23 protein-coding genes, 1 tRNA gene and 1 pseudogene are annotated in these 22751 nt (G+C 56.3%); 11 read left to right on the top strand and 14 right to left on the bottom strand.

All coding sequences use genetic code 11. The features are described from left to right. Positions 1 to 371: 371 nt before the first annotated feature. Together SZ63_RS11170 and SZ63_RS11165 are read right to left on the bottom strand one after the other, a co-directional pair. Entirely contained in the window at positions 372 to 1448 is a 1077-nt protein-coding gene (locus SZ63_RS11170) for a virulence RhuM family protein (RefSeq protein ID WP_048185399.1), read from the bottom strand. A gap of 315 nt (positions 1449 to 1763) precedes the next feature. Further along, positions 1764 to 2021: a UPF0175 family protein gene (locus tag SZ63_RS11165; RefSeq protein WP_052959137.1), complete on the bottom strand. Its 258-nt coding sequence runs from the start codon at positions 2019 to 2021 to the stop codon at positions 1764 to 1766. Between the two features lie 169 nt (positions 2022 to 2190). Between SZ63_RS11165 and SZ63_RS13010 the strand changes: the two genes are divergently transcribed. Then, positions 2191 to 2586, top strand: a complete 396-nt coding sequence (locus SZ63_RS13010; protein WP_156168484.1) for a hypothetical protein — start codon at positions 2191 to 2193, stop codon at positions 2584 to 2586. Between the two features lie 87 nt (positions 2587 to 2673). Here SZ63_RS13010 and SZ63_RS11160 read toward each other — a convergent pair. The 3 genes and pseudogenes from SZ63_RS11160 to dcm all read right to left on the bottom strand — a co-directional run. Further along, positions 2674 to 2952: pseudogene (locus tag SZ63_RS11160) on the bottom strand (DUF365 domain-containing protein); the annotation flags it as partial. Between the two features lie 58 nt (positions 2953 to 3010). Next, positions 3011 to 4723: a hypothetical protein gene (locus SZ63_RS13005; protein WP_156168482.1), complete on the bottom strand. Its 1713-nt coding sequence runs from the start codon at positions 4721 to 4723 to the stop codon at positions 3011 to 3013. A gap of 159 nt (positions 4724 to 4882) precedes the next feature. Further along, on the bottom strand, positions 4883 to 5917 hold the full coding sequence (gene dcm, locus SZ63_RS11155; RefSeq protein WP_048185397.1) for a DNA (cytosine-5-)-methyltransferase: 1035 nt from the start codon (positions 5915 to 5917) through the stop codon (positions 4883 to 4885). A 433-nt stretch (positions 5918 to 6350) separates the two neighbouring features. On the opposite strand from dcm, the gene SZ63_RS12785 reads away from it, so the two are divergent. Further along, positions 6351 to 6929 (top strand): HhH-GPD family protein, encoded by a 579-nt coding sequence (locus SZ63_RS12785; RefSeq protein ID WP_206539415.1) that lies wholly within the window; start codon positions 6351 to 6353, stop codon positions 6927 to 6929. A gap of 86 nt (positions 6930 to 7015) precedes the next feature. Here the strand turns inward: SZ63_RS12785 and SZ63_RS12780 are convergent, their stop codons facing one another. The 4 genes from SZ63_RS12780 to SZ63_RS11140 form a co-directional block, all read right to left on the bottom strand. Then, positions 7016 to 8182: a type II restriction endonuclease gene (locus SZ63_RS12780; protein ID WP_082122769.1), complete on the bottom strand. Its 1167-nt coding sequence runs from the start codon at positions 8180 to 8182 to the stop codon at positions 7016 to 7018. Between the two features lie 481 nt (positions 8183 to 8663). Beyond that, complete coding sequence (locus SZ63_RS11150) at positions 8664 to 9839, bottom strand: Fic family protein (protein ID WP_241481334.1); 1176 nt, start codon at positions 9837 to 9839, stop codon at positions 8664 to 8666. 265 nt (positions 9840 to 10104) lie between these two features. Next, positions 10105 to 10176 (bottom strand) — tRNA-Arg (locus SZ63_RS11145). Positions 10177 to 10320: 144 nt separating this feature from the next. After that, positions 10321 to 10950 carry a hypothetical protein gene (locus SZ63_RS11140; protein ID WP_048185395.1) on the bottom strand — a complete coding sequence of 210 codons (630 nt, stop codon included), beginning with the start codon at positions 10948 to 10950 and terminating at the stop codon, positions 10321 to 10323. Between the two features lie 246 nt (positions 10951 to 11196). Here SZ63_RS11140 and SZ63_RS11135 point away from each other — a divergent pair, with 246 nt between their 5' ends. Together SZ63_RS11135 and SZ63_RS11130 are read left to right on the top strand one after the other, a co-directional pair. After that, entirely contained in the window at positions 11197 to 12696 is a 1500-nt protein-coding gene (locus tag SZ63_RS11135) for a glycosyltransferase family 39 protein (protein ID WP_082122768.1), read from the top strand. A gap of 12 nt (positions 12697 to 12708) precedes the next feature. Then, the gene (locus tag SZ63_RS11130) at positions 12709 to 13824 is read left to right on the top strand and encodes a glycosyltransferase (protein ID WP_048185393.1); all 1116 of its coding nucleotides are present in this window, start codon (positions 12709 to 12711) and stop codon (positions 13822 to 13824) included. A gap of 54 nt (positions 13825 to 13878) precedes the next feature. Here the strand turns inward: SZ63_RS11130 and SZ63_RS11125 are convergent, their stop codons facing one another. From SZ63_RS11125 to SZ63_RS11110, 4 genes are all read right to left on the bottom strand, one after another. Then, positions 13879 to 15045 carry a M20 family metallopeptidase gene (locus SZ63_RS11125; RefSeq protein ID WP_048185390.1) on the bottom strand — a complete coding sequence of 389 codons (1167 nt, stop codon included), beginning with the start codon at positions 15043 to 15045 and terminating at the stop codon, positions 13879 to 13881. Between the two features lie 12 nt (positions 15046 to 15057). Beyond that, positions 15058 to 15567, bottom strand: coding sequence for a hypothetical protein (locus SZ63_RS11120; protein WP_048185388.1), 510 nt, complete (start codon positions 15565 to 15567; stop codon positions 15058 to 15060). Between the two features lie 382 nt (positions 15568 to 15949). Then, positions 15950 to 16828 (bottom strand): GTP 3',8-cyclase MoaA, encoded by an 879-nt coding sequence (gene moaA, locus SZ63_RS11115; RefSeq protein WP_048185387.1) that lies wholly within the window; start codon positions 16826 to 16828, stop codon positions 15950 to 15952. Next, complete coding sequence (locus SZ63_RS11110; protein ID WP_048185385.1) at positions 16806 to 17417, bottom strand: RlmE family RNA methyltransferase; 612 nt, start codon at positions 17415 to 17417, stop codon at positions 16806 to 16808. Before SZ63_RS11110 ends, moaA begins: the two co-directional genes overlap by 23 nt. A 228-nt stretch (positions 17418 to 17645) precedes the next feature. Here SZ63_RS11110 and SZ63_RS11105 point away from each other — a divergent pair, with 228 nt between their 5' ends. Together SZ63_RS11105 and priL are read left to right on the top strand one after the other, a co-directional pair. Further along, a complete protein-coding gene (locus SZ63_RS11105) occupies positions 17646 to 18389 on the top strand; it encodes a DNA polymerase sliding clamp (RefSeq protein ID WP_048185384.1) in 744 nt (247 codons plus the stop codon). Next, positions 18389 to 19393 (top strand): DNA primase regulatory subunit PriL, encoded by a 1005-nt coding sequence (gene priL, locus SZ63_RS11100; RefSeq protein ID WP_048185380.1) that lies wholly within the window; start codon positions 18389 to 18391, stop codon positions 19391 to 19393. The genes SZ63_RS11105 and priL overlap by 1 nt, the downstream gene beginning before the upstream one ends. Here priL and SZ63_RS11095 read toward each other — a convergent pair. After that, positions 19390 to 19572, bottom strand: a complete 183-nt coding sequence (locus SZ63_RS11095) for a hypothetical protein (RefSeq protein ID WP_241481333.1) — start codon at positions 19570 to 19572, stop codon at positions 19390 to 19392. The genes priL and SZ63_RS11095 overlap by 4 nt on opposite strands. Before the next feature lie 91 nt (positions 19573 to 19663). Between SZ63_RS11095 and SZ63_RS11090 the strand changes: the two genes are divergently transcribed. Genes SZ63_RS11090 through dapB form a run of 5 tightly spaced genes read left to right on the top strand, consistent with a single transcriptional unit; the run spans position 19664 to position 22729 of the window. Then, positions 19664 to 20302 (top strand): HD domain-containing protein, encoded by a 639-nt coding sequence (locus SZ63_RS11090; RefSeq protein ID WP_048185379.1) that lies wholly within the window; start codon positions 19664 to 19666, stop codon positions 20300 to 20302. Positions 20303 to 20342: 40 nt separating this feature from the next. Beyond that, complete coding sequence (locus tag SZ63_RS11085) at positions 20343 to 20891, top strand: thiamine-phosphate synthase family protein (protein ID WP_048185377.1); 549 nt, start codon at positions 20343 to 20345, stop codon at positions 20889 to 20891. A gap of 12 nt (positions 20892 to 20903) precedes the next feature. After that, positions 20904 to 21092, top strand: a complete 189-nt coding sequence (locus SZ63_RS11080; RefSeq protein ID WP_048185375.1) for a 30S ribosomal protein S17e — start codon at positions 20904 to 20906, stop codon at positions 21090 to 21092. Between the two features lie 10 nt (positions 21093 to 21102). Continuing rightward, positions 21103 to 21978, top strand: coding sequence for a 4-hydroxy-tetrahydrodipicolinate synthase (gene dapA / locus SZ63_RS11075; RefSeq protein WP_048185374.1), 876 nt, complete (start codon positions 21103 to 21105; stop codon positions 21976 to 21978). After that, positions 21971 to 22729, top strand: a complete 759-nt coding sequence (dapB, locus tag SZ63_RS11070) for a 4-hydroxy-tetrahydrodipicolinate reductase (RefSeq protein WP_048185372.1) — start codon at positions 21971 to 21973, stop codon at positions 22727 to 22729. The genes dapA and dapB overlap by 8 nt, the downstream gene beginning before the upstream one ends. Positions 22730 to 22751 lie beyond the last annotated feature (22 nt).

Here is a 22751-nt window from a genome sequence, read left to right as displayed (position 1 = left end):
CAGAACTTTCGTTACGCTACCTGGAATGCACAAAACCTCCCCTCTCTGCCGTTATGTGATGGGATCATGACATAGGAAAGATTCGACGTCCGGATCTGCGTAACGTCTGGAGAGACGAGGCCTACGACTTCACCATCCGGCTTGAGGAGAAGAACGATGCCCTTGTTCTATCGTCGACAACGTTTATCGGAAACCGAATGCAGGTGATCCCATGGGTCGGGATCAAGTACCCATCAAGTACGGATAAGCCGGCAGATATCCGGATATACAGATCTTCGGCAGTATTTCCGACATTGATATCAGGAAGCGGACACTCCGAATATAACCCATCAAGTATTCCTCTTATCCGGTGCCGCCCACCAAGGAATATTTTATTTCAGGTCCCCAGTAGTCTCATTGTTTTTGTTATCCTGTTCCTCTCCTTCGGGCGGGGCGGCCTCCTTTAGCATCCGGTCGAAATCGCTCTCAAAAAGTCTGTCCTGAACAACCCGGTACTTCTCAAATTCACTCTCTGCGAACTCCTTTGCCATCTCTTTTGTGACCTTTCCACGGTCTTCGAGCAGTTTGCGATCATCGAACTCAATGAACCGGTCAAGGCGTTTTGCCCAATCCTCCATAGTCATCGGGATCTTTCTTCTGGCACGCTCTTCAGCAAGGTCAAGCCAGGCGCTGACGATTCTTCCGAGCGATTCAAGTTCTGTTGCGTTCAGATAGTTCTTCGCAACCGATACGTCGGTTCTGAGTATCTTCCCGTCAGGGGCTGTTTCCCAGGTGCTAAGGCCCATATGCTTCTTTCTGCTGTCGGCACGCGCCATTATCAGTTCAGCCGCAGTATTCCCATGTATCGCAAAGTGTAATTTGTTCTGAACGTTTGCGAAAAACTCGCGTGTTGTTGGTGCATTCCTGTTGTAGTCGATGCTTGTAGCATAGATGTCCGTGATCTTCTGGTAGAATCGTCTCTCACTCAGCCGTATCTCCCGAATTTCTGCCAGCAAGCGCTCGAAGTAGTCTTCCCCAAGGAACGTACCGTTCTCCATCCGCTTTTTATCAAGTACGTATCCTTTAATGGCAAATTCCGTTAACACCTGAGTCGCCCACTGACGGAACTGGGTGGCTCTTCGGGAATTGACGCGGTATCCAACTGAGATTATGGCATCAAGGTTGTAGTAGTCAAGAGTCCGTGAAACTTCACGACCACCCTCGATTTGAACTGTTTGATATTTTCTAATAGTTGCATCACGGGTCAACTCGCCGCTTTCGTAGATGTTTTTCAGGTGTACGTTTATTGTCGGAACAGTCACATCGAAGAGCGCCGCCATCATCTTCTGGCTTAACCAGATGGTTTCGTCCTCGTACCTGACCTCGATTGAGTCTTCACCGGCGGCCGAAGTAAATAGCAAAAATTCAACCGTGCTGTTCCGTATCAGTTTCTTTTCATCTCCGCTCATAGTTCCACCCCTGCTCGTACGATATTGTGGAGACCCTGCCGAACGCCGGGCTTTCTCTTCTGTGATCCCCGGATCTTCTATGGCGGTTCATGATGCACTCCTCGTTCATATCCGTCAGGAGAAACGCCTTCTCCTAACGGCCCGGGCGCCACCCGAGGGGGGATGGCTATTCGAAGCCGGGACGATCTGCTCAAAGGACTGCCGCCCTGTTCCACGACCTCCTGCCAGACCGCAGGAGGAATGACTACTTCTGAGAAACGACGAAGCAGGCTGATACGACCGATCAGTGAGAGGTGGATGAGCGGCGAAGAATTGCTAACTGCGAGCGGCATAAGCGATGTCCTGGTCGAGGTCCTCATCGGCATAGTGCCGGGGGATCTTCCGTGCCCCGAGCAGTTCCTCCCATTCCCACCGGCTCATCTCCGCCAGCGCCGCCGCCTTCCCGGAGGAGAGGATGCCCCGCTGGTAGAGCGCCACGGCAAGCTCCCGCTGCAACTCGGCGGCAACGGCGTCGGGGGGGAGCCGAAGCGCCTGGACGATATCCTGGGAGACGGTGATGGTAATATCGGTCATAGCCGCTTCACCTGATGAATAAGGGATGGGAGGGAGAACCGATAAATTTGGTGGTGAGCGAGGGGCGGAGAGATCCTTCCCGGTCGATGGCGTATTGTCGGATGTATCCAATCCTGTGATAGTGAAGATAACCACAACATCGATATTGACCCTACTATGATTGATCCTTATGGATCGCGAGAGGTATTTTCATTACCCGATAAAATGTCCTCATTGCGGTGAATGCAATATCGGTGGGGGACTTTTCTGTGGTGGATGCGGAAACCTTATCCACATACCACGAATTCTGACGTACCTTGAAAAATTCATCGAATTTAAGGCTCCACAAACAGTTCATAAATCCGAAAACATCGAGAGCATCTTTGCCTGCGAGTTCGAACGACAACCCTTTGGTTATCGCTATATGGCCATGCACCGTGTGGGAACCGGCGATCTCGCTATCAGGTTTTGTGGATGCTCAACTTGCAAGCGCTTGCAAGGCGAGATAGCGGATTACTTTGTTGCATTTGAGGCAACATACAACCCCGTAAAGCCCTATAAATACCCGCCCAGGAATAGGCCCTAGATGTGGGGGGGATCAGAAGCGCGAGATTGCAACTAATCTCAGTCCGGTATATCGATTTTCGGATATCATCTATGAGTTCTATGAGTTTCACTCCCGCAGATACCTTCCCCCGACCGGCACAAACCGCTCCGGCTTCTTCACCGTATCATACTCCCGGATACCCTCAAGTTCGAGGGCCATCCAGGGCCGCTTTCGGGGAACCTCCTTCCTGACCCGAACCCCCTGCCACCGCTCCTGGTTCTCGACGTAGGCTTTGGCCTCCTCTTTCGTCAGGAAGACCGCGTCGCCGAAGGTCTCGAAGAACGCGAGAGGGTTATCGTTGATGACGATCCGCTTGATCGTCGCCTCCCCGACGTAGCCGGTATCCTCGTGGGACTGGTTATCTCACAATTATTAGGATCACAACTTCTGCCAGATGTGAAATTCAATACAGGTTAATGAACTCCTCCACAGTAATTTTTTCTCCGCTATGGCGTCCAGTATGAGGATATCCATACGAAAAGGAACTGGGATTATCGTCCAGTGAATATTCATCGACTATATTTTCATGAACACTGAAGCCAATACACCGGGTAATTTTCTGGTTAATAGCGCTATTATTACCTTCACTGGTCGTAATTACAAAATCTATACCATTTTGCTGCGGTACGTTAAAGCCAATCTTCCTGTCTTTTATGCCATTATAGGCCGGACATATGTCCCTGAGATCCTGCTTGCAAATCTTGCACGCCAATGGGTTGGCCCCACGTGGTTTCTTTTTTGAAGTATTGTTACCTTCAGTCTCCTGATCGCCATTTAATGCATTCTGATCTGCATCTTGAGAACCATACTTAATACACCAGAGTATGTCACCACACACAGACGAATGGACTTTTTTTGCTTGGCAGACAACCCAGAGAAGTCTTTCGACCTTACCTAAATTTCTTGTTGTTTTAAAGAATGTTATGTATTGATGTTTTGAACCTTTTTTTGGCCAGACTGCCAGCGGCCACCTTAACAGTGTGTCCATCCATGTATCAATTGGAAATGTGTCGGCATTTCCAAAGCATTGCTGGGAATACAATGCGATGACTTTCGGAGATTGCATTGTTATTTCCTGACTTTTGCTCATCTGATAAATCCTGCCACACATATCAGAGTCAAGTTCTTCAGGGTTCCATCTATCGTTTCTCAAGTCTCCCAGCATCATAAGTAAGATTAGTGGTCTTTGTGGTCCTTTGTCGAAGGCATTAAAACACTCAATTGCTGCTTTCTGATCCCCTGTTGGTATCACATTCCCCATTAGGATCGTTTTCAGTTTTTCTGCGGTCCATCCGTTCTCCCCCTTTTTTGCGCTCGCTTTTTTAAATGGGGCATTAAATTTTGAGAACTTCATTTCCCTAACATCGATGTCTTCGCAGTAATTATCGTGAATTGCTTTTGTAACATTAACCAATTTAGAGAACTCAGGAAACCATGTCAGAGGGTTGGAGCTATCTCTCAACTCTTCGTATGTTGGTAAAAGGAAGAAATCGATTTTGGGATAGCCGTCGCCAGTATTTATTCGCACCCCAAATCTCGAAAGGAAATAGTGTGTTTGAATCAACTCGCTCTTCCTTCCACTCGGAGAGTTCCAACTCGCTACCCATCTCACAAGTCCAAAAACCGGATCCCAGAGCCGACCGAATGGAAGCTGGCCACCATAGGAGTTTGAGACGGTAACATCCCAGAGATAATTCAGAACGTCTTCCGGCAAATTCGCTGAGGTTGTCTCAGTTAGGGTCCGCTGCGCTGGTAGCTTCCCGGCAAATACGCCTTGCAAATCTTCTCTTTTAACCGGATTATTTAATCCAAAGCGTTCCCTTATTTCTGACTCAACAATTTCGATGTATTCGGTATTACGGTTATTTTGGAGGTTTTTATTCAATACAACAGTTACATCAACACGATTGTCGGCAAATATGTTTATCTTCTCGACATAGCCAAAGACCCTATCGGTTTCTCCCGGGCGTCCGGTTACTGTGGGGGAAAGGACATGAAAGTAGTATATTGGAAATAAAGGTAAATCTGGATCGTAGAGTGATATTAACGGTAACCATCTCTCCGGAAAATCATTGAATTTAAAGGTGTACCTGTTGGATAGACTCTCAAATCCCATACTCTTGTTCTCCTGTTTCGAGACCTCAGTAATATTTAAAAGCCCTATCCCCAAAAAGCTATTCCATCGCTGTGGAAGGGTGCCGATAATGGAAATTGAGGTATGTCCTGCAATACCAGGACATCCACGTTGTAAGTATGAGTGGTAGAAATCTGTTATTCATTCTGAAGGTTTAACCCCAAATTTTGAAAGAGGTGCCTGCTTGGCAACTGCCTCCGTTTCACACTCCGGTTGTAAAGTGCGGACAACTTCCCTCGCTAGAATTTCAATCAATGGCACCGCGACAGAATTCCCGAATTGTTTGTATGCCTGCGTATCAGATACCGGGATCTTGAATGTATCTGGATATCCCTGAAGTCTTGCGCACTCCCGAGGTGTCAACCTTCTGGGATTTTTCCCCTCCTGTGGAATGAGGATCTCACTGCCATCCTTGTAGTATCTTGCTGATAGGGTTCTGCAATAACTTTCAGTATTGACAAGACCAAACCCGAAGCCATTCCCTTTTTTCCTGTGCTTTTCAGCATAATTCTGTAGATAGTTCCAGAGATGATCGGTAAGTGTGTACTTTTCCGGAACATCGTCTTCCAGAATCTGAATTATTTTTGGTTTCAAATCGGGAATTTCAGGAAAATTAAATGTGATGTCTTGGTCTCTGAACCCCACCATAAAGATCCTTTCGCGATTTTGAGGGACCAATTTATTTGCGTTTATCACTTTATAAAAAAACGAATACCCTTCATTCTCAATTGATTTCTTGATTATCGCAAACGTCCGGCCTCTGTCGTGTCTCTCCAGGTGTTTTACGTTTTCCAGGAAGAACGCAGATGGTTTCTTTGCTCTGATTATCCGAAGTACCTCATAAAAAAGTGTTCCCTGTGTTTCATCATCAAATCCATGTGGTTTGTTGAGGCTGAGTTTTTTTGAGACGCCTGCTATTGAGAACGGCTGACAGGGAAACCCTGCACAGAGAATATCGAAATCAGGAATTGTTACCGCATCAATCTTACGGATATCGCCTTCAGGTAACTCGCCGAAGTTAGCCTCATAAGTTTTCTGCGCAAATTTATCCCATTCAGAAGAAAAAACACACTGGGCTCCTGCTTTCTCGTAAGCGAGCCTGATTCCTCCGATACCTGCAAATAGATCGATGAACGTCAACTTCTGATCATCTGAAAATGTTTTATTATCTGGCATTTGAATATCGTCCTCGGATACGTTCTCAATATCAATTGGTCCTGATGTGATTAAGCACTTGTGAAATCAACGAGTTTGGTCATATTAACATTTAGCATCGCGGGGTGAAAGTATGTTTATCACCTTCTTTGGCGTAGAAGAAATTCATTGATTGACACTATAGTAGGCCTAATTTCATCTGTTAGAAGCCTATTGGTATTGGGTGAGTTAAGACTCTGCGTTGTGAGGACAACCTATGGCAATATGGATATCTGATATTACCTCCCACAGTTAGATACAGCTAAATGAAAATAGCACATCACATCGATCGAATATGAAATCTGATGTATCCCCGAAAGTACCTGCAGAATCTGTGCAGCAGACTCTCCTGCAATGGAGCAGGTCTAACTTCAGGAATTTCCCCTGGCGACATACTCGGGATCCATACCGGATCATGATTGCTGAATTTATGCTTCATAGAACGAGAGCAGAACAGGTTGTTCCGGTATACAATGAGTTAATTGTGAAATATCCGGATGTATTCTCTCTATCTGAGGCAGCTGACAACGAGATCCGAACGGTTACACTACATCTTGGGTTGCACTGGCGTGCAGCACACTTTAAAATGGCAGCACAATTTATTGTCGAAAACTATCACGGAGTATTCCCTACAACAGAAGAAGGGTTGCTGGCAATTCCTGGTGTAGGGCATTACGCTGCAGGTGCCATTCTTACCGTATGCTACCACAAACCCTACCCCGTGGTTGACGCAAACATAGCGCGGTTCATTAACCGGTTGTATGGGTTACAGTTGGAAGGTGAACTGAGAAGAAAAAAGGGAGTTACTGAAATTGCTCGCTGTCTTTTTAACCTTCAGGATCCGGGCAGGTTCCTGTTTGCGGTGCTGGATTTTACGGCTGCCGTGTGCAGACCACGACGGCCCCTGCACGAAATCTGTCCCTTTAGAGGTATCTGCGGGTTCTACAACAAAGAAGTACTTCCAGCTGTTCGGGAATCCAACGCTAGGTCTTGACTGTAGCTGCAATCCGATAAAGCCTTGGAGTTCAAGGAGGGATATGTGAATAAATTTCTGGGTGAATTTTACACTATTCTGATTATTCAAGTCTGGGTCTTACTCTGGACCAGATTAATGAATTGCTCAAGATTAATTATTTTCTCCCTGAAATCACCTGGAAAATACCCCCGATGTGGTTCTGGAACAACGAGCTGTACTCCAGCCTCTTCCATCTCGCCGAGTTGATTGTGGGAAATACCCTGCTGAAGAGTAAAGAGATGCTTTAATTCAATTCTATCTGCCTCATTTAAAATCTGACGCCAGCGATCTTTGCATGTGGTTTTCGCGCCGAGAAATATCAAATTACCCGCTGGAAAAGAAGGCTCATGGTACATATCGATATTAGGGAAAATGAAATCCGGTCTCTTATTGCCTTCAGTCTTTTCACCCTGTGAAAATGGAATGTTGTGATATCTAAACATGGAAGCCAGATGATTCTCAAGGGACTTGCCCGCACGGCTTTTACGCCGGTTAAGTATTGTGTTTGCGAATTCAAGAAGTTGTTCAATATTTTCAAAAGGATCGCATATTATATTTGAATACCGCCTGCCTTCAATGAATTTAAAAAGATCATACTCTGTTTCGAGCCATTTGAGTAGAAATCTGTCAGGGCTAGATGAAGAAAATCCGTAAATCTGTGAACAGATGTTTTGTGCTGCTAGGGACATCTCAATTGTCGACGGGAACTCAACGGTCAAAGAGTTGAAAAATTGCGCAAACAAGTGTTCAACTGTGAGTGATGGTTGCAGAGATCTCTTCTGTTTTTCGCTACTAACAACCCCTGCTAGGTCGAGAGAAGATAATTCAAATTCTGCAAGGAACCTCTCGATATCTTCATCTGAGTCAAGGATGTATGCAAGATATTCATCCTCTTCGGTCTTTGCGAGTATGAAAAGTGAGCCCACATTGTCATCATTAAGATAGGGAAATCCCCGACCAAATCGCGTTAAACGGTATTCACTTCGGGTACCCTGTCCATACCAGATAAAACGACTATCGGTTGTTATTTCATCGTTCCAGGTAATTCTGATCTCTCTATCCTTGTTTGTCCCTTTTAAACCAGCGGTATCAAAAAAAAGTGACCACGAATCAACCGGCATATACAGCCCGGACTGATGTGAACCGGTGATTCCAATATCGTTTGCGGAAATAAATTTATATATAAATGTATTCCCATGGCACGCTTTCAGAGCACTGTCAAAAAGATACATACTTACAACGTCCTGACCGTAGTGAGAGTTTTGCCATATGGATTTTCTCAATAGAATTATATGGTGTTTGTGTTTGGTTTTCCCAATCTGTTTGTCTGACTTTAATAATGTGATTCCCTCCCCTCACCCCCGGGGCACCCTTACGATCACCGCCACCACCCCAAGCCACTCCACCCTAGAGCCCTTATACGCCATCTCCCGCTTCCGCACCCTCGCCGGCCCGATCGCGCCACCCCCGCCCCGCAAACCGCGGCCCCGCCCCGGGCCCCGATCGTTGTGCGGCGGCGGTGTCGCACTACCTCTTTTGTGCGACACAAAAGTGCATTCTATGTCGCACAAGATCGGTTGTGGGTCATGGGTGTCGCACAAATTCCGTTGCGGGTCATGGTTGCCCTAAAACCCCCGGGGCATGGTATACGCCGGTGCATACAACGTTGCATGGCGAATCGATACACGGGACGGCTTGCAGGTACCGGGGTATTCACAACCGGTCTCCTTCGGTGATGGCAATCAGGCGCGGAAAGACGTAGGTCGCGGCACGCCTTCCCCCGCCCTCCGCGAGGACGGCGATGATCCCGTGTTCCCGGAGTTGCTGGAGGATCCGCTCCGCCGCCCTCCGCGGTATTGCCGCCTGGTCGTAAAACTCGGCCGAACCGAAGACCGGCGTCTTAAAGAGCGCATCGGTCGCGGCGGTCGCGTACTGCGAGCGGGTCACCTCCGGCACCGTCCGCTTCATCTCGTCGTAAAGGTCGAGGATCGCCTTTGCTTTCCGGCCGTTCGCCCCGGCCTGCTCCTCGATAGCGTGGAGGAAGAACGCGATCCAGCCGTTCCAGTCCCCGTCCCCCGAGATCGCGAGCAGCCGCTCGTAGTAGACCGGCCGGTTCCGCTCGAGGTAGGCGCTGATATAGAACATCGGGCTTCCGATCAGCCCCTTCTCGTACATGATCAGCGGGACGAGCATCCGGCCGATACGGCCGTTGCCGTCGCAGAACGGGTGGATGAGTTCGAACTGGGCCTTCAGGACGGAGAGCTGGACGAGAACGTCTTTCTCCTCGCGGTGCAGGTAGGCCTCCCAGTCCGCGAGCGCCCCGGAGAGATCCGCCGGCGCCGGCGGGACGAAGATCGCGTGCTCGATATGCGCATCCCGCCCGATGAAGTTCTGGATCGTACGGATGCACCCCGGCTCCCGGTCCATGCCCCGGCTCCCGGCCAGGAGAACCCGGTGCAGGTCGCAGACGAGGCCGGTGTCCAGCTGCCGGGCCTTGAGGGCTTCCACCGCAGCATTCAGCGCCTCCCGGTAGTTGATGATCTCCCGGATGTCGGCAAGGGCCGCATCGCCGACCGGCTCCTTCGGGTTCGCCTCGAACCGCAGGACGTCCTCGAGCGATGCCTGCGTCCCCTCGATCCTTGAAGACAGCACCGCCTCCTGCGTCAGGAGCGGGGAGAGGAGGAGCCCGGGGTTCGGGATCACCTGGAGGATGCCGTCGTACCGGGCGAGGGCGCGGTTTGCCGACGCAATCCGGGGGATATGGCTCTCCCAGTCGATGCCGGGCGGGGGCAGCGGCTCCGGCGCGTAGGGTCGGATCGTCATGTTATCCCCCTCCCCGGGGCCGTAATGCGCCCGCACCTCGCGGTAGCGGCCTGCTGCACGAAGCACCCCGTATGTTCATCCCATCACCTGCCCAAAAAAGCCGGATGTCTGCGTTTTGATTGATGTCAGCGAGGATATGCCTCCTGGCGGCGGAGAGCGTTCCGTGCGCTGAAAATTCTCCATACAATTATCCGGTGGTGTGAAAGGGTATTAATATTGACTATTTGGAATTGCAGCGTTCATCATCCGGTATATGCAGCGGAACACCGCCCGGCCGAACAGGACACCGATCTACGGTCGCGATGAAAAGCAGAGATGGAAAAGCGAAAAACGCCCCGGCCGGGATTTGAACCCGGGTCAAAAGCTCCGCAGGCTTCTAGGATATCCACTACCCTACCGGGACACAAGAATGAGTGTCTTACCCCTAACAACTAGGTTGTCCAGGTTAAAAAGGATTGCTCGCCGGGCGATCGGACCGCCACGGCAACGACTGCAGGTGCCGGAATTCGGCCGGCAAAACTCCGTCCGACGGTGAGGGCCGGGAGGCCTAAATGCCTCCCGCGCGCATCTTTATATGCACCTTTGCCTCGTTTCCGGAGAGCTCGATCAGGTAGTCCCCGAACTTGCCGAGGTACATCCGCTTATCGGTAGCCGTACCGAAACGCTTCCCGAACCCGTCCTCGGCCACGATCTCGCCGGATTCACGTTCCCTGACGGTCACCGCAAACCACGAGTCCTCGCTCGGATAGGTCTGCTTGACGACCACATCCTTTTTGCTGCCGTAATCGCTCGTGGTATGTTTCTCCCGCGTGACCATCTTCGGCTCCACGTCGAAGTCGATGATGAGCGGGGGCGCGGTCAGGTTGAAGGAGTAGGCTTCCCTCAGGTGAGCGGGACTGAACTCTATCGTTTTGTTGAAGAGCGTCACGTAGGGGTCCGGCGTCGGCGGAACCTCCGTCGGCTTGCTGAGCGTGGGGCCGGCCATACTGTTCGTTGCAGTCGGATACGGGGTTGCCGGGGTCAGGTATCCGGGGTCGTCCTCTCCGCCCTGCTCTTCCGGCGAAAGGCCTCCGGACCAGCCCGGATCGTTAGCCGCCGGCATCTCCGCGCACCCGGCGGACGCGAGGACCAGGATCATCACCGCAACTACAAAGAGCGATTTATACACCTTGCTCATCGTAGAGGGATTATGCAGAGGGATATTTATGTTTTTACTCTTGAATATCGGAAGAAACATTTTATTCGATAGTTATTAACCGGCAGAAAATGTCGTTGGAAGCCGGCCTGTCCTGGCGACACGATCTCTGACGGTGCATTGCCGGAGCGGAACAGGAGAGCCGCCGACATTCCCGTGAGAAGCCGGTCGTGCACTTCCGGCGGGGGAATCTTTTTATTGGACACTCGTATCTCTATCGCTCGGCTGATGACGGTGCCGAAGAGACATAAGATACAGCACAGAGACACCGGGACGTCTATTCCGGGCGACGCGAGCGACCCATGCGAGAGCGCAAAAACCCGGCGTGGCACTCCGGAAAACGGCACGGCGTCCTGGGTCCTCCTGGGCCTCGCCGCCATCGGCGCCCTCCTCCGGTTCTACAACCTCGGCGGAAACTCGCTCTGGCTCGACGAGGCCGCGACCCTCTCGTTTGCCCGGCAGTCGCTTGCCGGCATCTGGGAGAGCACGGCCGGCGGAGAGTTCAATCCGCCGCTCTTCTACTGGCTGGAGCACGGAATGCTCGTCTTCGGGGAGAGCGAGCTCGTGCTCCGGTTTCTCCCCGCGCTCCTCGGCGTCCTGACGATCCCCGTCGTGTATCTCATCGGGTCCGGGTTTAAGGACAGAAACGTCGGGCTCATCGCCGCCGCCCTCCTCGCGTTCTCGCCCTTTCACATATTTTACTCCCAGGAGGCCCGGGCGTACGCCCCCATGCTCTTCTTCTTCTCCCTCGCCCTGCTCTTCTACGTGCGGGCGAACAGATCGAACGAGACCCGTTCCTGGATCCTCTTCGGGATCTTCTCCGCCGTCGCCTTCTGGATGCACTTCTACGCCATCGTGCCGGTCGCCGTCCTCGTCCTCCACGCCCTGGTCGTCCGCGCCGGAGGGATCCGAAAAGACGCCAGGAACGCGAGGGGTCCTGCTCTCGGGCTCGCTGCCTTCGTCGTCGCCGCCCTCCCCCTGCTCATCGTCACGTTCGGCCTCTTCCGGGTGAGAACATCATCCGCCCCGACGTTCGGCATGCAGGGGCTTGACGTCGTCTACGTGACCCTTATCGAGGCGTCGGGACACAGCATCGCCGTCCTGGTTGCCTTCCTCCTCCTCTTCCTGCTCGGCGTCGCCCATACCTGGCACGAGGACAGGAGCGGTGGGCTCCTCCTCGTCTTCGTGATGATCATCCCGCTGGCGGCGAGCCTCGTCCTCTCCTCACGGATGCCGATGATCCCGCGCTACCTCATCTACCTCCTCCCGGTCTACTTCATCGGAATCGCGTCGGCGTATCCCGCGCTCCGTGCCCTCGTGCGGGAGAGGTGGGCGGTCGCTCTCTTCATCGCGGCGGCAATCCTCGTCAGCGCCCCGTTTCTCTCCACCTACTACACGACACCGCAGAAGAACGACTGGCGGGGTTTCTCCGCGGAACTCGGCGGGATGACCGGAGAAGGAGATCTCGTCGTCGTGCTGCCGTCCTACACGGCGCTTCCGCTCGACTACTACTACAGTAACACGACCGACGGGACCATCGAACTCGCGGCGACGACCGGGGGCGACCTTGAGGCTATCCGCGGTCGGTACCCGGATCGGCGCGCGTTCTACGTCGTGACCGGCGATATCTTTGCAGCGAACCCCGGCGAGGATGCACTGGACTGGCTTGGTGAGAACGCGCAGTTTGTCGGGCAGCAAACGGGGATCAAGCTCTTCAGGTCTGCCTAAAGGAAAAGGACAATGGCCGAACCCTGTGATCTCTCGGTGATCATCCCGACCTTCAACGAGGAGGAGAACATCGCCGCGATCATCGATGCGGTCGACGGGGTTCTGACGCAAAACGGCATCCGCGGCGAGATCCTGGTGGTGGACGACGACTCGAAGGACCGCACGATCCCGATCGTCCGGGAGATCTCCGGCCGGCAGGAGAACGTGCGCCTGATCGTGCGGAGGGAGGATCACGGCCTCTCGCAGTCGGTCGTCGAGGGATTCCGGTCGGCGCGCTCGGATATCCTGCAGGTCATCGACGCCGACTTCTCGCACCCTCCCGATCTCATCCCCCGGTTCTACGAGGCGATACGGGGCGGCGCGGACATCGCCGTCGGGAGCAGGTACACGAAGGGCGGCGATATCGAGGCGTGGCCGCTCAAGCGGAGGATCATATCACTCGGGGCAACCGCGTTCGGCCGCATTCTCTTCCCCGAGATCACCGATCCCGTGAGCGGGTTCTTTGCCGTGGGGCGCGAGGTCGTAGACGGCGCCCCGCTCGCGCCGCGGGGCTACAAGATCCTGACGGAGATTCTCGGCAAAGGCCGCTGGCGAACGGTTGTCGAGATACCGTTCGTCTTCAAAGACCGGGAGGAGGGGGCGAGCAAACTCCGGGCCGGCACGATGGTCGATTACCTCCGGCAATGCGGCGGGATCGTCCGGTTCTCCGTCACGCGCCGGACAGGACCGGTATGGGCCGAGTGGAAAAAGGTCGTCCGGTTCGGGCTTGTCGGGCTCTCCGGCATCTTCGTCAACATGGGGCTCCTCTACGCCCTGACCGAGATTGCCGGCCTCTACTATCTCGTCTCGGCGGTAATCGCGATCGAACTCTCGATCGTCAACAACTTCGTCTTGAACGATGTCTGGACGTTTCGGTCGATAGAATTCCTGAAGTTCAAGCGGAAGGTTTCGCGGTTCGGATCGTTTCAGGCGGTCTCGATGGGCGGGCTCGTCATCAACATGGCCGCTCTCTACCTCCTTACGGACGTCGCCGGGGTCTACTACCTCGTCGCGAACCTTGCAGGGGTCTTCACCGCGTTTGCCTGGAACTATATGGTGAACAGGCACTACACGTGGACGAAAGCATGATGAGACGGGCGCCGGTCAGTTTGAACCGGAAAAAAAGCGGATTGTAGTTGACGGCTACCGGGAGTACGCCCGGATAACCCCGCGATAGATATCCACCGCTCGCTCGAGCTGCTCCACGCCGATCCGCTCGTCCACCGCGTGCAGCGTCGGGATCTCCCCCGGTCCGTACTCCACGACGTCGAACCCCTCGTCGCGGAGGTACTTCGCGTCGCTTGCAGCCCACTGGAGGAACGGCGTCACCGTCCCGTAGACCCGCTCCACCTCGCGAGAGACCGTCCGGACGACGCGGGCGTCCGGAGGCGTCAGGGTCGGTTCGGCCACATCCGTCTCGCGTATGACGGCATCCGGTGCGTGCTCGGCGATGCCCTTTCTGAGATCGTCGAGGGAGCAGCCCCACGGCACCCGGATATCGAGCTCCATCCGGCACTGCTCCGCCACGATGTTCGCCTTCTCGCCGCCCTCGATGCGTCCGGGATTGAACATCACCCGGGTCAGGATCTCGTCCCCTCCCTCGATGCCGAAGATGTCGCGGAAGACCCGGGCCGACTGGTTGACGAGCGGCTGCAGGTCCCTGCCGGGAGGGAACGGGCGGGCGTGAACCTCCCGCAGGTAGCCGACGAGATCGAACGCCGCCATGACGGCGCTCTTCCCCACCAGAGGGTAGAGGGAACTGTGGCCCGGACTGCCGCGGAAGGAGAGGTCGACCCGGTAGAGGCCTTTCTGCCCGATCGCCGGGCTGGTCTCCGGCGTCGGTTCGGCGATCAGGCATTCGCGGGGCTCGAGCAGACCCTGCGCGAGCAGCGACCGGATCCCGTACTCCCCGCCGGTCTCCTCGTCGCAGACGAAGGCGAACTGGACCTCCGGCTCCACCCCGCTCTCGATGAGGTCGCGGTAGGCGATAAGGAGGGCGGCGCATCCTCCTTTCATATCGGTGGCCCCTCTTCCCCAGACGTAACCGCCGGCAACCTCCCCGCTATGGGGATCGTGCGTCCAGTCGTCGGGGATGGCGGGGACCACGTCGACGTGGCCGCAGAGGAGGAGCCGGGAACCGGCCCCGGTCGTGACCAGGTTGTCCCGGCCGCCGGGATGCGAGATAATACGGTTCTTCACCCCGAGCGCATCGAAGAACTCCCCGATGAACGCGACGACATCCGCCGTGCTCCCCGGGGGGTTCTCGCTCCTGATCCGGATGAGCGAGGAAGCGAGTCGAGCAACATCCATAGAGTGGTCCTCTTATGCCGATCTGCTCCGGACGTACTCGTCGAAGAGCCGGGCGAGCGACGAGGTCTTATAGAGCTGTTTGATGAACTTCGCATCAAAGAACTCGTCGATGAACGTCGAGAGGTAATCGGCCGGAATCGCTTTCTTATCGTCGGGGTTGAGCACGATCCGGAAACTCCGGTATTGGGCGGGGTCGTCGTCGTCGTAGACGCCGGACCAGAGCATCGGGAGTTCCTCGTACTTCTCCGGCTGCTCCTCCTTGAGCCAGTTGACGAACCCGGGGAAGTGTGCCCGGTCGCCGACCTTCTCTTCGTCCAGGCGCCACCGCATATACTCCATGCTCATGATGTTCCGTGGCGACATGTAGTTGTAGGCCAGGGTGCTGAGCGTGTAGTCGATGTGGGCGAGGGCGTCGGTGAAGTAGAAGTGCAGGACCGGGTGGAACTCGGCGGGGCTCTCCAGGATCAGCGATTTGCTGTACATTTTCTGCATGACGCGGACGTACTCGTTCATTTCCAGCATACTCTCTCCTATTGGGGAGAGTGGTACAAAAAGTATTGCTTCCGCACAACAGTGGCGGTGATACGGGGCGCTGACGGGCTCTGGTTCGTTAGAACCGAAGCATGAGATGGCCGATGGCCTTCGGGTAGCGACGGGCCGGAGGGCCGGTGTTCGAGAGGGCCGAACATCGCCTTCGCACCTTCGGTGCTCAAACTCCGTTCCTATCGGAACGTCGCTGCTCGAAAACGCTTCGCGTTTTCTCAAACTCCGCCTGCTTTCGCACCTGATGGTGCTCATGCTCCGGACGTTCCGTCCGTCACACCCTAACGGGGCACGCGTCGCCATCGAAAATTGCTGCGCAATTTTCTCAAGCTCCGTTCAGCCCTGCGGGCTGAACATCGCTTTAAACAAAGAACGGCTTCCGCCTGCCGACGGCTTCGCGGAAGGCGTCTTCGAGTTCCTTGCCGTGCTTGCCCCGGATATCGACCAGGTTGTCGCTCCTGAGAAGGCAGGGCTTGAGTTTCCCGTCCGAGGTCACGCGCAGGCGGTTGCAGAATGCGCAGAACTCCGTGTTGTGGAGCGGGCGGACCACCTCGACCTCGGCGCCGTCGAGGCAGTACTTCTTGCGGTGGTGCATCCGGCGGGTGACGACCCGTTTCGCCCGGTCGTTCAGGTCCTGCTCGACACTGTCCACGTCCCCGTGGAACTTGCACTCGTTGAACTCCATCAGCTCGATGACCTGCAGAATGACGTCCTGCTTGCTCCGGACGAACGCCATGAAGTCGTCGAGTTCGTCCTCGTTGATGCCGTCGAGGAGCACCATGTTGAGCTTGACCGGGGTCAGCCCCACCTCGATCGCCGCGTCGATCCCCTTAAGAACGTCCGCGAGGCAGTCTTTGCCCGTGATCTCGCGGTAACGCTCGGGGCGAAGCGTATCGAGGCTGACGTTCACCCGGGCAAGCCCGGCCTCTTTGAGCTCCGCGGCCTTCGCCGCGAGCAGCGTCCCGTTCGTCGTAAGGGACGACTCCACTCCCGGCGGCACCGAGCGGATGATCTCGACGAGGTCGCGGCGGAGCAGCGGCTCCCCGCCGGTGAACTTGATGCTCCTGATACCGAACTGCACGCCCACCCGCATCAGCTCGGCGATATCCCCGGCGCTCATCTGCTCCTCCGGGTTCACCTCGCCCTCGGCGTGGCAGTAGATGCACCGCAGGTTGCACCGGGAGGTCAGGCTGATCCTGAGGTTGGTTACGGTCCGGTTATAGGGGTCCTTCAACACCATCGCATGTTCCTTTGAAATTTTTTGCAATAATATAGGTCTCGGCACTCCCTTTCCGTGAAGCCTTCGTCCTGTAGCCCCGGACGGAGTAGAAGTGCTTCCTTGCTTCGGCAATCAGTTCGCCGAAGAGCTCGCCCTGGAACGACTTTATCACCAGGTTGCCGCCGGGTTTTAAGATCGTGCAGGCAAACACCAGTGCGTCCTCGCCGAGCCCGATCGCACGGGCCTGATCGTAACTCTTCTGGCCTGAGAGTTTCGGCGAGGCGTCGGAGACCACGACGCTGACGACGCCGCCGGCCTCCTCGCGGATGCGCTCCTGGACGAGGGGGTCGGTGAAGTCCCCGACGATGGTGGTGACGCCTTCCATGGGCGCGATGGGATTGAGATCCACGCCGATGACCCTGCCGTCCGTCAGGTCGCGGAGCACCTGCAGCCAGCTGCCCGGCGCCGCCCCGAGGTCGACGATATTGTCGCCGGGCCTGATGATGCCGTTCTTCTGCTGGATCTCCAGCAGTTTGTAGGCGGCACGTGCCCGGTATCCCGCCTTCATCGCCTTTCGATAGACGCTGTCCTTAGTCCATTGAGAACCCATGGGGAGATTACCCTCCGCTTGAGGCTGACGGATCCGACCTCCAGCACAATCAAGAAGATTATGTATAGTATTCGATGCTGTTAAACATGAATGATACGGTTCCGGAGTACCGGGCGATCGGCATCTGCCGCGACCGCCGCCATAGGTCTACCGCCGATTTTGATCGTAAAGCACTATAATGAATAGGGTGATTATATACTTTCAACGAGAGTTTAATAAGGGGTCACAATGTTAAAGGCAACGATTGACGCAGAAATATTTCGGGAATCCATCGACGCGATCGCCGCACTGGTGACGGAGTGCCGCCTGCACACAGCCGAGGACCAGATCCGGACACGCTCCGTCGACACCGCAAATGTGGCCATGGTCTCCCTGGAACTCCAGAGCACGGCGTTCAACTCGTTCTCGGCGACGGTCGGGGAGCTGGGTCTGGATATCGCAAAGCTGAAGAACATCATCGGGATGATGGGGAAGGGCGACGCACTGACGTTGACCCTGCTCGACGAAGAGCGGAAACTGGAACTGAGTTTCGGCGGCTACCGCTACTCCATCTCGCTCCTTGATGTCAACACCATCCGGAAAGATCCGAACCCGCCGGGAATCGACCTCCCCGGCAAGGCGGTCGTCCCGGGCGACGCGCTGAACAACGCCATCAAAGCCGCCGCCGTCATCTCCGACAAGATCGCGCTCGGGATCGACCCCGATGCCATGACCTTCTACATGGAGGCGGAGGGAGACACCGACCACATCAAACTCGCGCTCGGCGAGGACGAACTCGTCGCCTTAAACCCGGTGCAGGCCCGTTCGCTCTTCTCGATCGATTACTTAAAGGACATGGGCCGGGTCATGGCGCGCGCGGACGAGGTGGAGGTCTACCTCGGCATCGATCACCCGGTAAGGTTTGTCTTTGACATTGCGGACGGCAACGGCCGCGTCGAGTATCTCCTTGCTCCTCGGATCGAGGCCGATTGATGGGTATCGTACTCGATCGCAAAGAACTCATCAAATATCCCTTTTTGAAAGAATCGCAGCAGCTGGCCCGCCGGCACGTGGAGTCGCTCGAAGAGTTCCTCGGAAGCAGCCCGGGCGACGCGGCGCTCGAGCGGGCAAAGGAACGGGTGGTTGCCGCGCTCACGTTCAAAAAGGAGTTCCAGGACGAAAATACGCAGAACCTCAAGCCCGAGCTCGAGATCGCGAGTTACGCCATCGCCCGATTGCTCGTCTCCTGCGTCGGCGACCGGTCGCTCGTCGACCGCCTTGCCCGCTACGAGGCCGAACGCGCATCCTTCTTCCTCGCGGCCGAAGAGCCGGAGATCCGGCGGTTCGTTGCCTGGAGCGTCGGCATCGATACCGGAGCGGCTGCAATGCCGGTCACCCGGTATGTCGAACTGGTTCCTCACCTGCGCGACAGGCGGTGGCGGCTCGTCAACAGGGATGTCCGGCAGGGGGGCGTGAACCTTGAACCGGGCGAGATCGACGAGCTCATCCGGGAACGGATCCGGGCGATCATCGCCGACCAGCTGCCGCTCCGTGTTCCGGCGGGCATCTGCGAACGCCTCGCGCCGGTGACGGGTGAGATTGCCGCGCTGCAGCAGCAGCAGGTCCTCGAGCAGTTCGGCGAGGTCAGGGAGGAGGCGTTCCCCCCCTGTATTTCCGCGCTCATCCAGGCGATCACCGCGGGGACCAACCTGACGCACATGGGCAGGTTCGCCATCACGTCGTTCCTCCATACCATCGGGATGAACGTCGCGCAGATAGCGGACGTGTTCGCGCGGGCTCCCGACTTCGACCCGGACATGACGATGTACCAGGTGGAGCACATCTCCGGCCGGGGCGGCACCGAGTATACCCCGCCGTCGTGCGCCACCATGCGCACGTTCGGGCTCTGCGCCAACCGGGACAGGGACTGCGAACGGGTCAACCACCCGCTGAGTTACTACCGGCTCAAGAAAAATATCAAGAAGAAGCGGAGTTAAGCGGCCTTTTTATCGATCAGGTAGCCGGCGATACTGAGCACGGCGATGAAGACGACCAGTGCGACGACGTATGCAAGCCCTTCCATCCCATTCATAAGTTCGGGCAGCGCCACCAGCAGCACGACAAACAGTGCGAGGCACCCGAATGCGGCCAGCACCTCAAGAACCCGTAGATTCATGTAAACAGGTGGGGTACGTGCAGGTATATCTCTATCCATAGGGCGGTGGCGACCCACACGCTTATCCGGGACGACCGACAATTCCACACACATGGAGAGAGACGAGGCACCGGCTCTGCTCCGGCGTTATGTGACATCGCCGTCCCACATCATTCAAGTCGCACCTGCGGTGCTGCTGCTACGGCCCTTCGCACCTAACGGTGCTCACGTTCCCGCCCTTCGGCCGGTCGCGTTCGGCCCGACGCACAGCCATGCCACGGCCGCCATCATGAGGAAGGTTGCGGAGCATCTCGGCGAGGATGCCGGGACGTGGGAGATCATCGGGCTTCTGCACGACATCGACTACGACATCGTCTGCGGGGATATGGAGCGGCACGGTGTCGAAGGTTACCGGATTCTCATCGAGAACGGTGTCTCTGAAGAGATCGCGGATATCGTCAGGCGCCACAACCACCTGCTCTTTGGGGACTACGTCCGGCCGGTCGAGGTTGCGCTCCAGGCGGCGGACAGCGTCTCGGGCCTGATCATCGCCTGCGCCCTGGTGAAGGGCGGGGCGATCGACGAGGTCAGCCCCCGCACGGTGAAGAAGAAGTTCAAGGAGAAGTCGTTTGCCGCCGGTTGCGAGCGCGAGAGGATCCGGATGATCGAATCCCTGATGGACATGGAGACGTTCTACCGCCTCGCGATCGAGGGGCTCGCGGAAGCCCGCGGCGATCTCGGTCTCGGCTGAGCGCAACCCATATATGGCTCCCTGACCGAGGATAGAAGGCATGATGCAAGAGCGCGGGAAGGTGATCGATCGCGTGGAAGAGGCCGTAGGGCTTCTCGTCGAGCGGATGGACGCCCGGCTCATCCCGGAGGTCGGGATGAACATCGTCTACGCCCTGCCCGATGCGCGGAGCAAAGACGACGTGGCGGGAGTCCCCGGCCGGATCGTCAGGCTCGCAGATAAGGTGCACCCCGTCGGGGGGATCGCGTTCGGGGCAAGCGACCACGTGGCCCGGATCGTCATTACGGCCATGCGTTTCGACCCGCGGATCAGGAGCGCGGCGAACATCCGCTTCTCGGAAGCAATCCTCCCGGAACTCGAGAACCTTCTCTTCGAGGTCTGCTCGTTCGACCGGGAGAACGAACCGGTGGGCATGCAGACGATGGACTGGGGCGTCGCCTCCTGCTGCAGGGAGGGCGTGCCCGACGTCATCTACGACCGGGGGGCCGTGGGGAAAGAGCCGATGATCCGGGTTCTCGGGGAAGATCCGGTTACGGTCGCACAAAATATTCTTAAACTGTCAAATCGCATTACCTATGCACAATTGTAAGGGTAGGTCCACATGGGAATCAAACCGTCATATATCAAGAACCTCGGCGAAGAACTCATCGTCAAGCACCGCAGCAGGTTCAGTGGAGACTTTGAAGAGAATAAGCACGCTGTCGCCGAAGTCGCCATGATCGACAGCAAGGCCGTCAGGAACCGGGTTGCCGGGTACATCTCAAGAAAGATAAATACAAAGAAGCGGTAAACCAAACTGTATGTTTGAGGGAATCCTTCCGGCGATCATTACCCCTTTTTACCGGGACTCGAGAGCGAGTCTCGATATTGAAGGATTACAGTCCAACATAGAATCACTCCTGCAGCGCGGGGTTCACGGCATCGTGCCCTGCGGGTCGACCGGCGAGTCCGCGACGCTCACGTTCGAGGAGCACGAACAGGTGATCGGCAAGACCGTCGAGGTCGTCGACGGACGGGTGCCGGTGCTTGCCGGGACGGGATCGAACAACACGGAGGAGGCCGTTCGCCTGACCCGGTCCGCGAAGGACGCGGGTGCGGACGGCGCGCTCGTCATCAGCCCGTACTACAACAAGCCGAACCGTTCCGGACTCGTCAAGCACTTCACGAAACTTGCCGACCTCGATATTCCGATCGTCCTCTACAACGTCCCCGGCCGGACGGGGCAGAACCTCCAGCCCGACCTGGTGGCCGAGCTCGCGAGGCACCCGAACATCGTCGGGATCAAGGAGGCAAGCGGCGACATCACCCAGATCTCCCGCATCATCGAGGAGACACGGGACGAGGAGTTCAGCGTGATCTCCGGGGACGACGCAATGACCCTCCCCGTCCTCGCCGTAGGGGGTGCTGGCGTGATATCGGTAGCGGCAAACGTCGACCCCGGCCGGATGGTCGGGATGTACGAGGCTTTCCGGGCCGGCGACCTTGCCCGCGCACGGGTTCTGCACTACGAACTTGCTGTGCTCATGCGGGCGATGTTCATCGACACGAACCCCATCCCCGTGAAGAAGGCGGTGGAACTCCTCGGGATGGCTGCGGGACCGGTCAGGCTGCCGCTCGACGAGCTCGACGAAGCAAAGACGGAACAACTGAGGAAGGTGCTGGTAAATCATGGTTAAGGTAGTCGTATCCGGTGCCCTGGGACGTATGGGAACCAATATCGGCCGGATCGTCGACGAGGCCCCCGACATGGAACTGGTCGGCGGCATCGACGTGCGGGAGGGGACGCTTTTTAAGACCGAGGTCGTCCCGGCGGCGAAGATCGACGCGTTCCTGAACGAGAAGAAGCCCGACGTCCTGATCGACTTCACCGTCGCGGCCGCTGCGGTCGAGAACATCAAAGCAGCCGCCCGAAACGATGTGGCGCTCATCGTCGGGACGACGGGGTTCTCCCCCGAGCAGCGGGAGACGATCGCGAGCGCCGTCGAAGGAACCGTCCCGGCGGTGATCTCGAGCAACTTTTCCGTCGGCGTCAACATCTTCTGGAAACTCGTGCGGGAAGCGGCACGCGAGCTCGGCGACTACGATATCGAGGTCACCGAAGCCCATCACCGCTACAAGAAGGATGCCCCGAGCGGCACGGCGAAGACCATCCTCGAGATCCTGGACCGGGAACTCGGGGGCCGCGAGAAGGTCTACGGCCGTGTCGGCGAGACCGAGCGGAAAGGCGAGATCGGTGTCCACGTCATCCGCGGCGGCGATATCGTCGGCGATCACTCCGTTCTCTTTGCCGGGAACTTCGAGTGCATCGAGGTCTCTCACCGGGCCTACGACCGGGCGGTCTTCGCCCAGGGCGCCGTCCGGGCCGCACGCTGGGTCGTCGGCAGGGAGCCGCGCATCTACGGGATGCAGGATGTCCTCGGGCTGTGATAGGGAAAGCGAAATTTATTTT

The sequence above is a fragment of the Methanoculleus sediminis genome, assembly GCF_001017125.1.
Lineage (GTDB): Archaea > Halobacteriota > Methanomicrobia > Methanomicrobiales > Methanoculleaceae > Methanoculleus > Methanoculleus sediminis.
The sequence above is the reverse complement of the archived record's forward strand: the minus strand, read 5'-3'. Positions and strand labels throughout refer to the sequence as shown.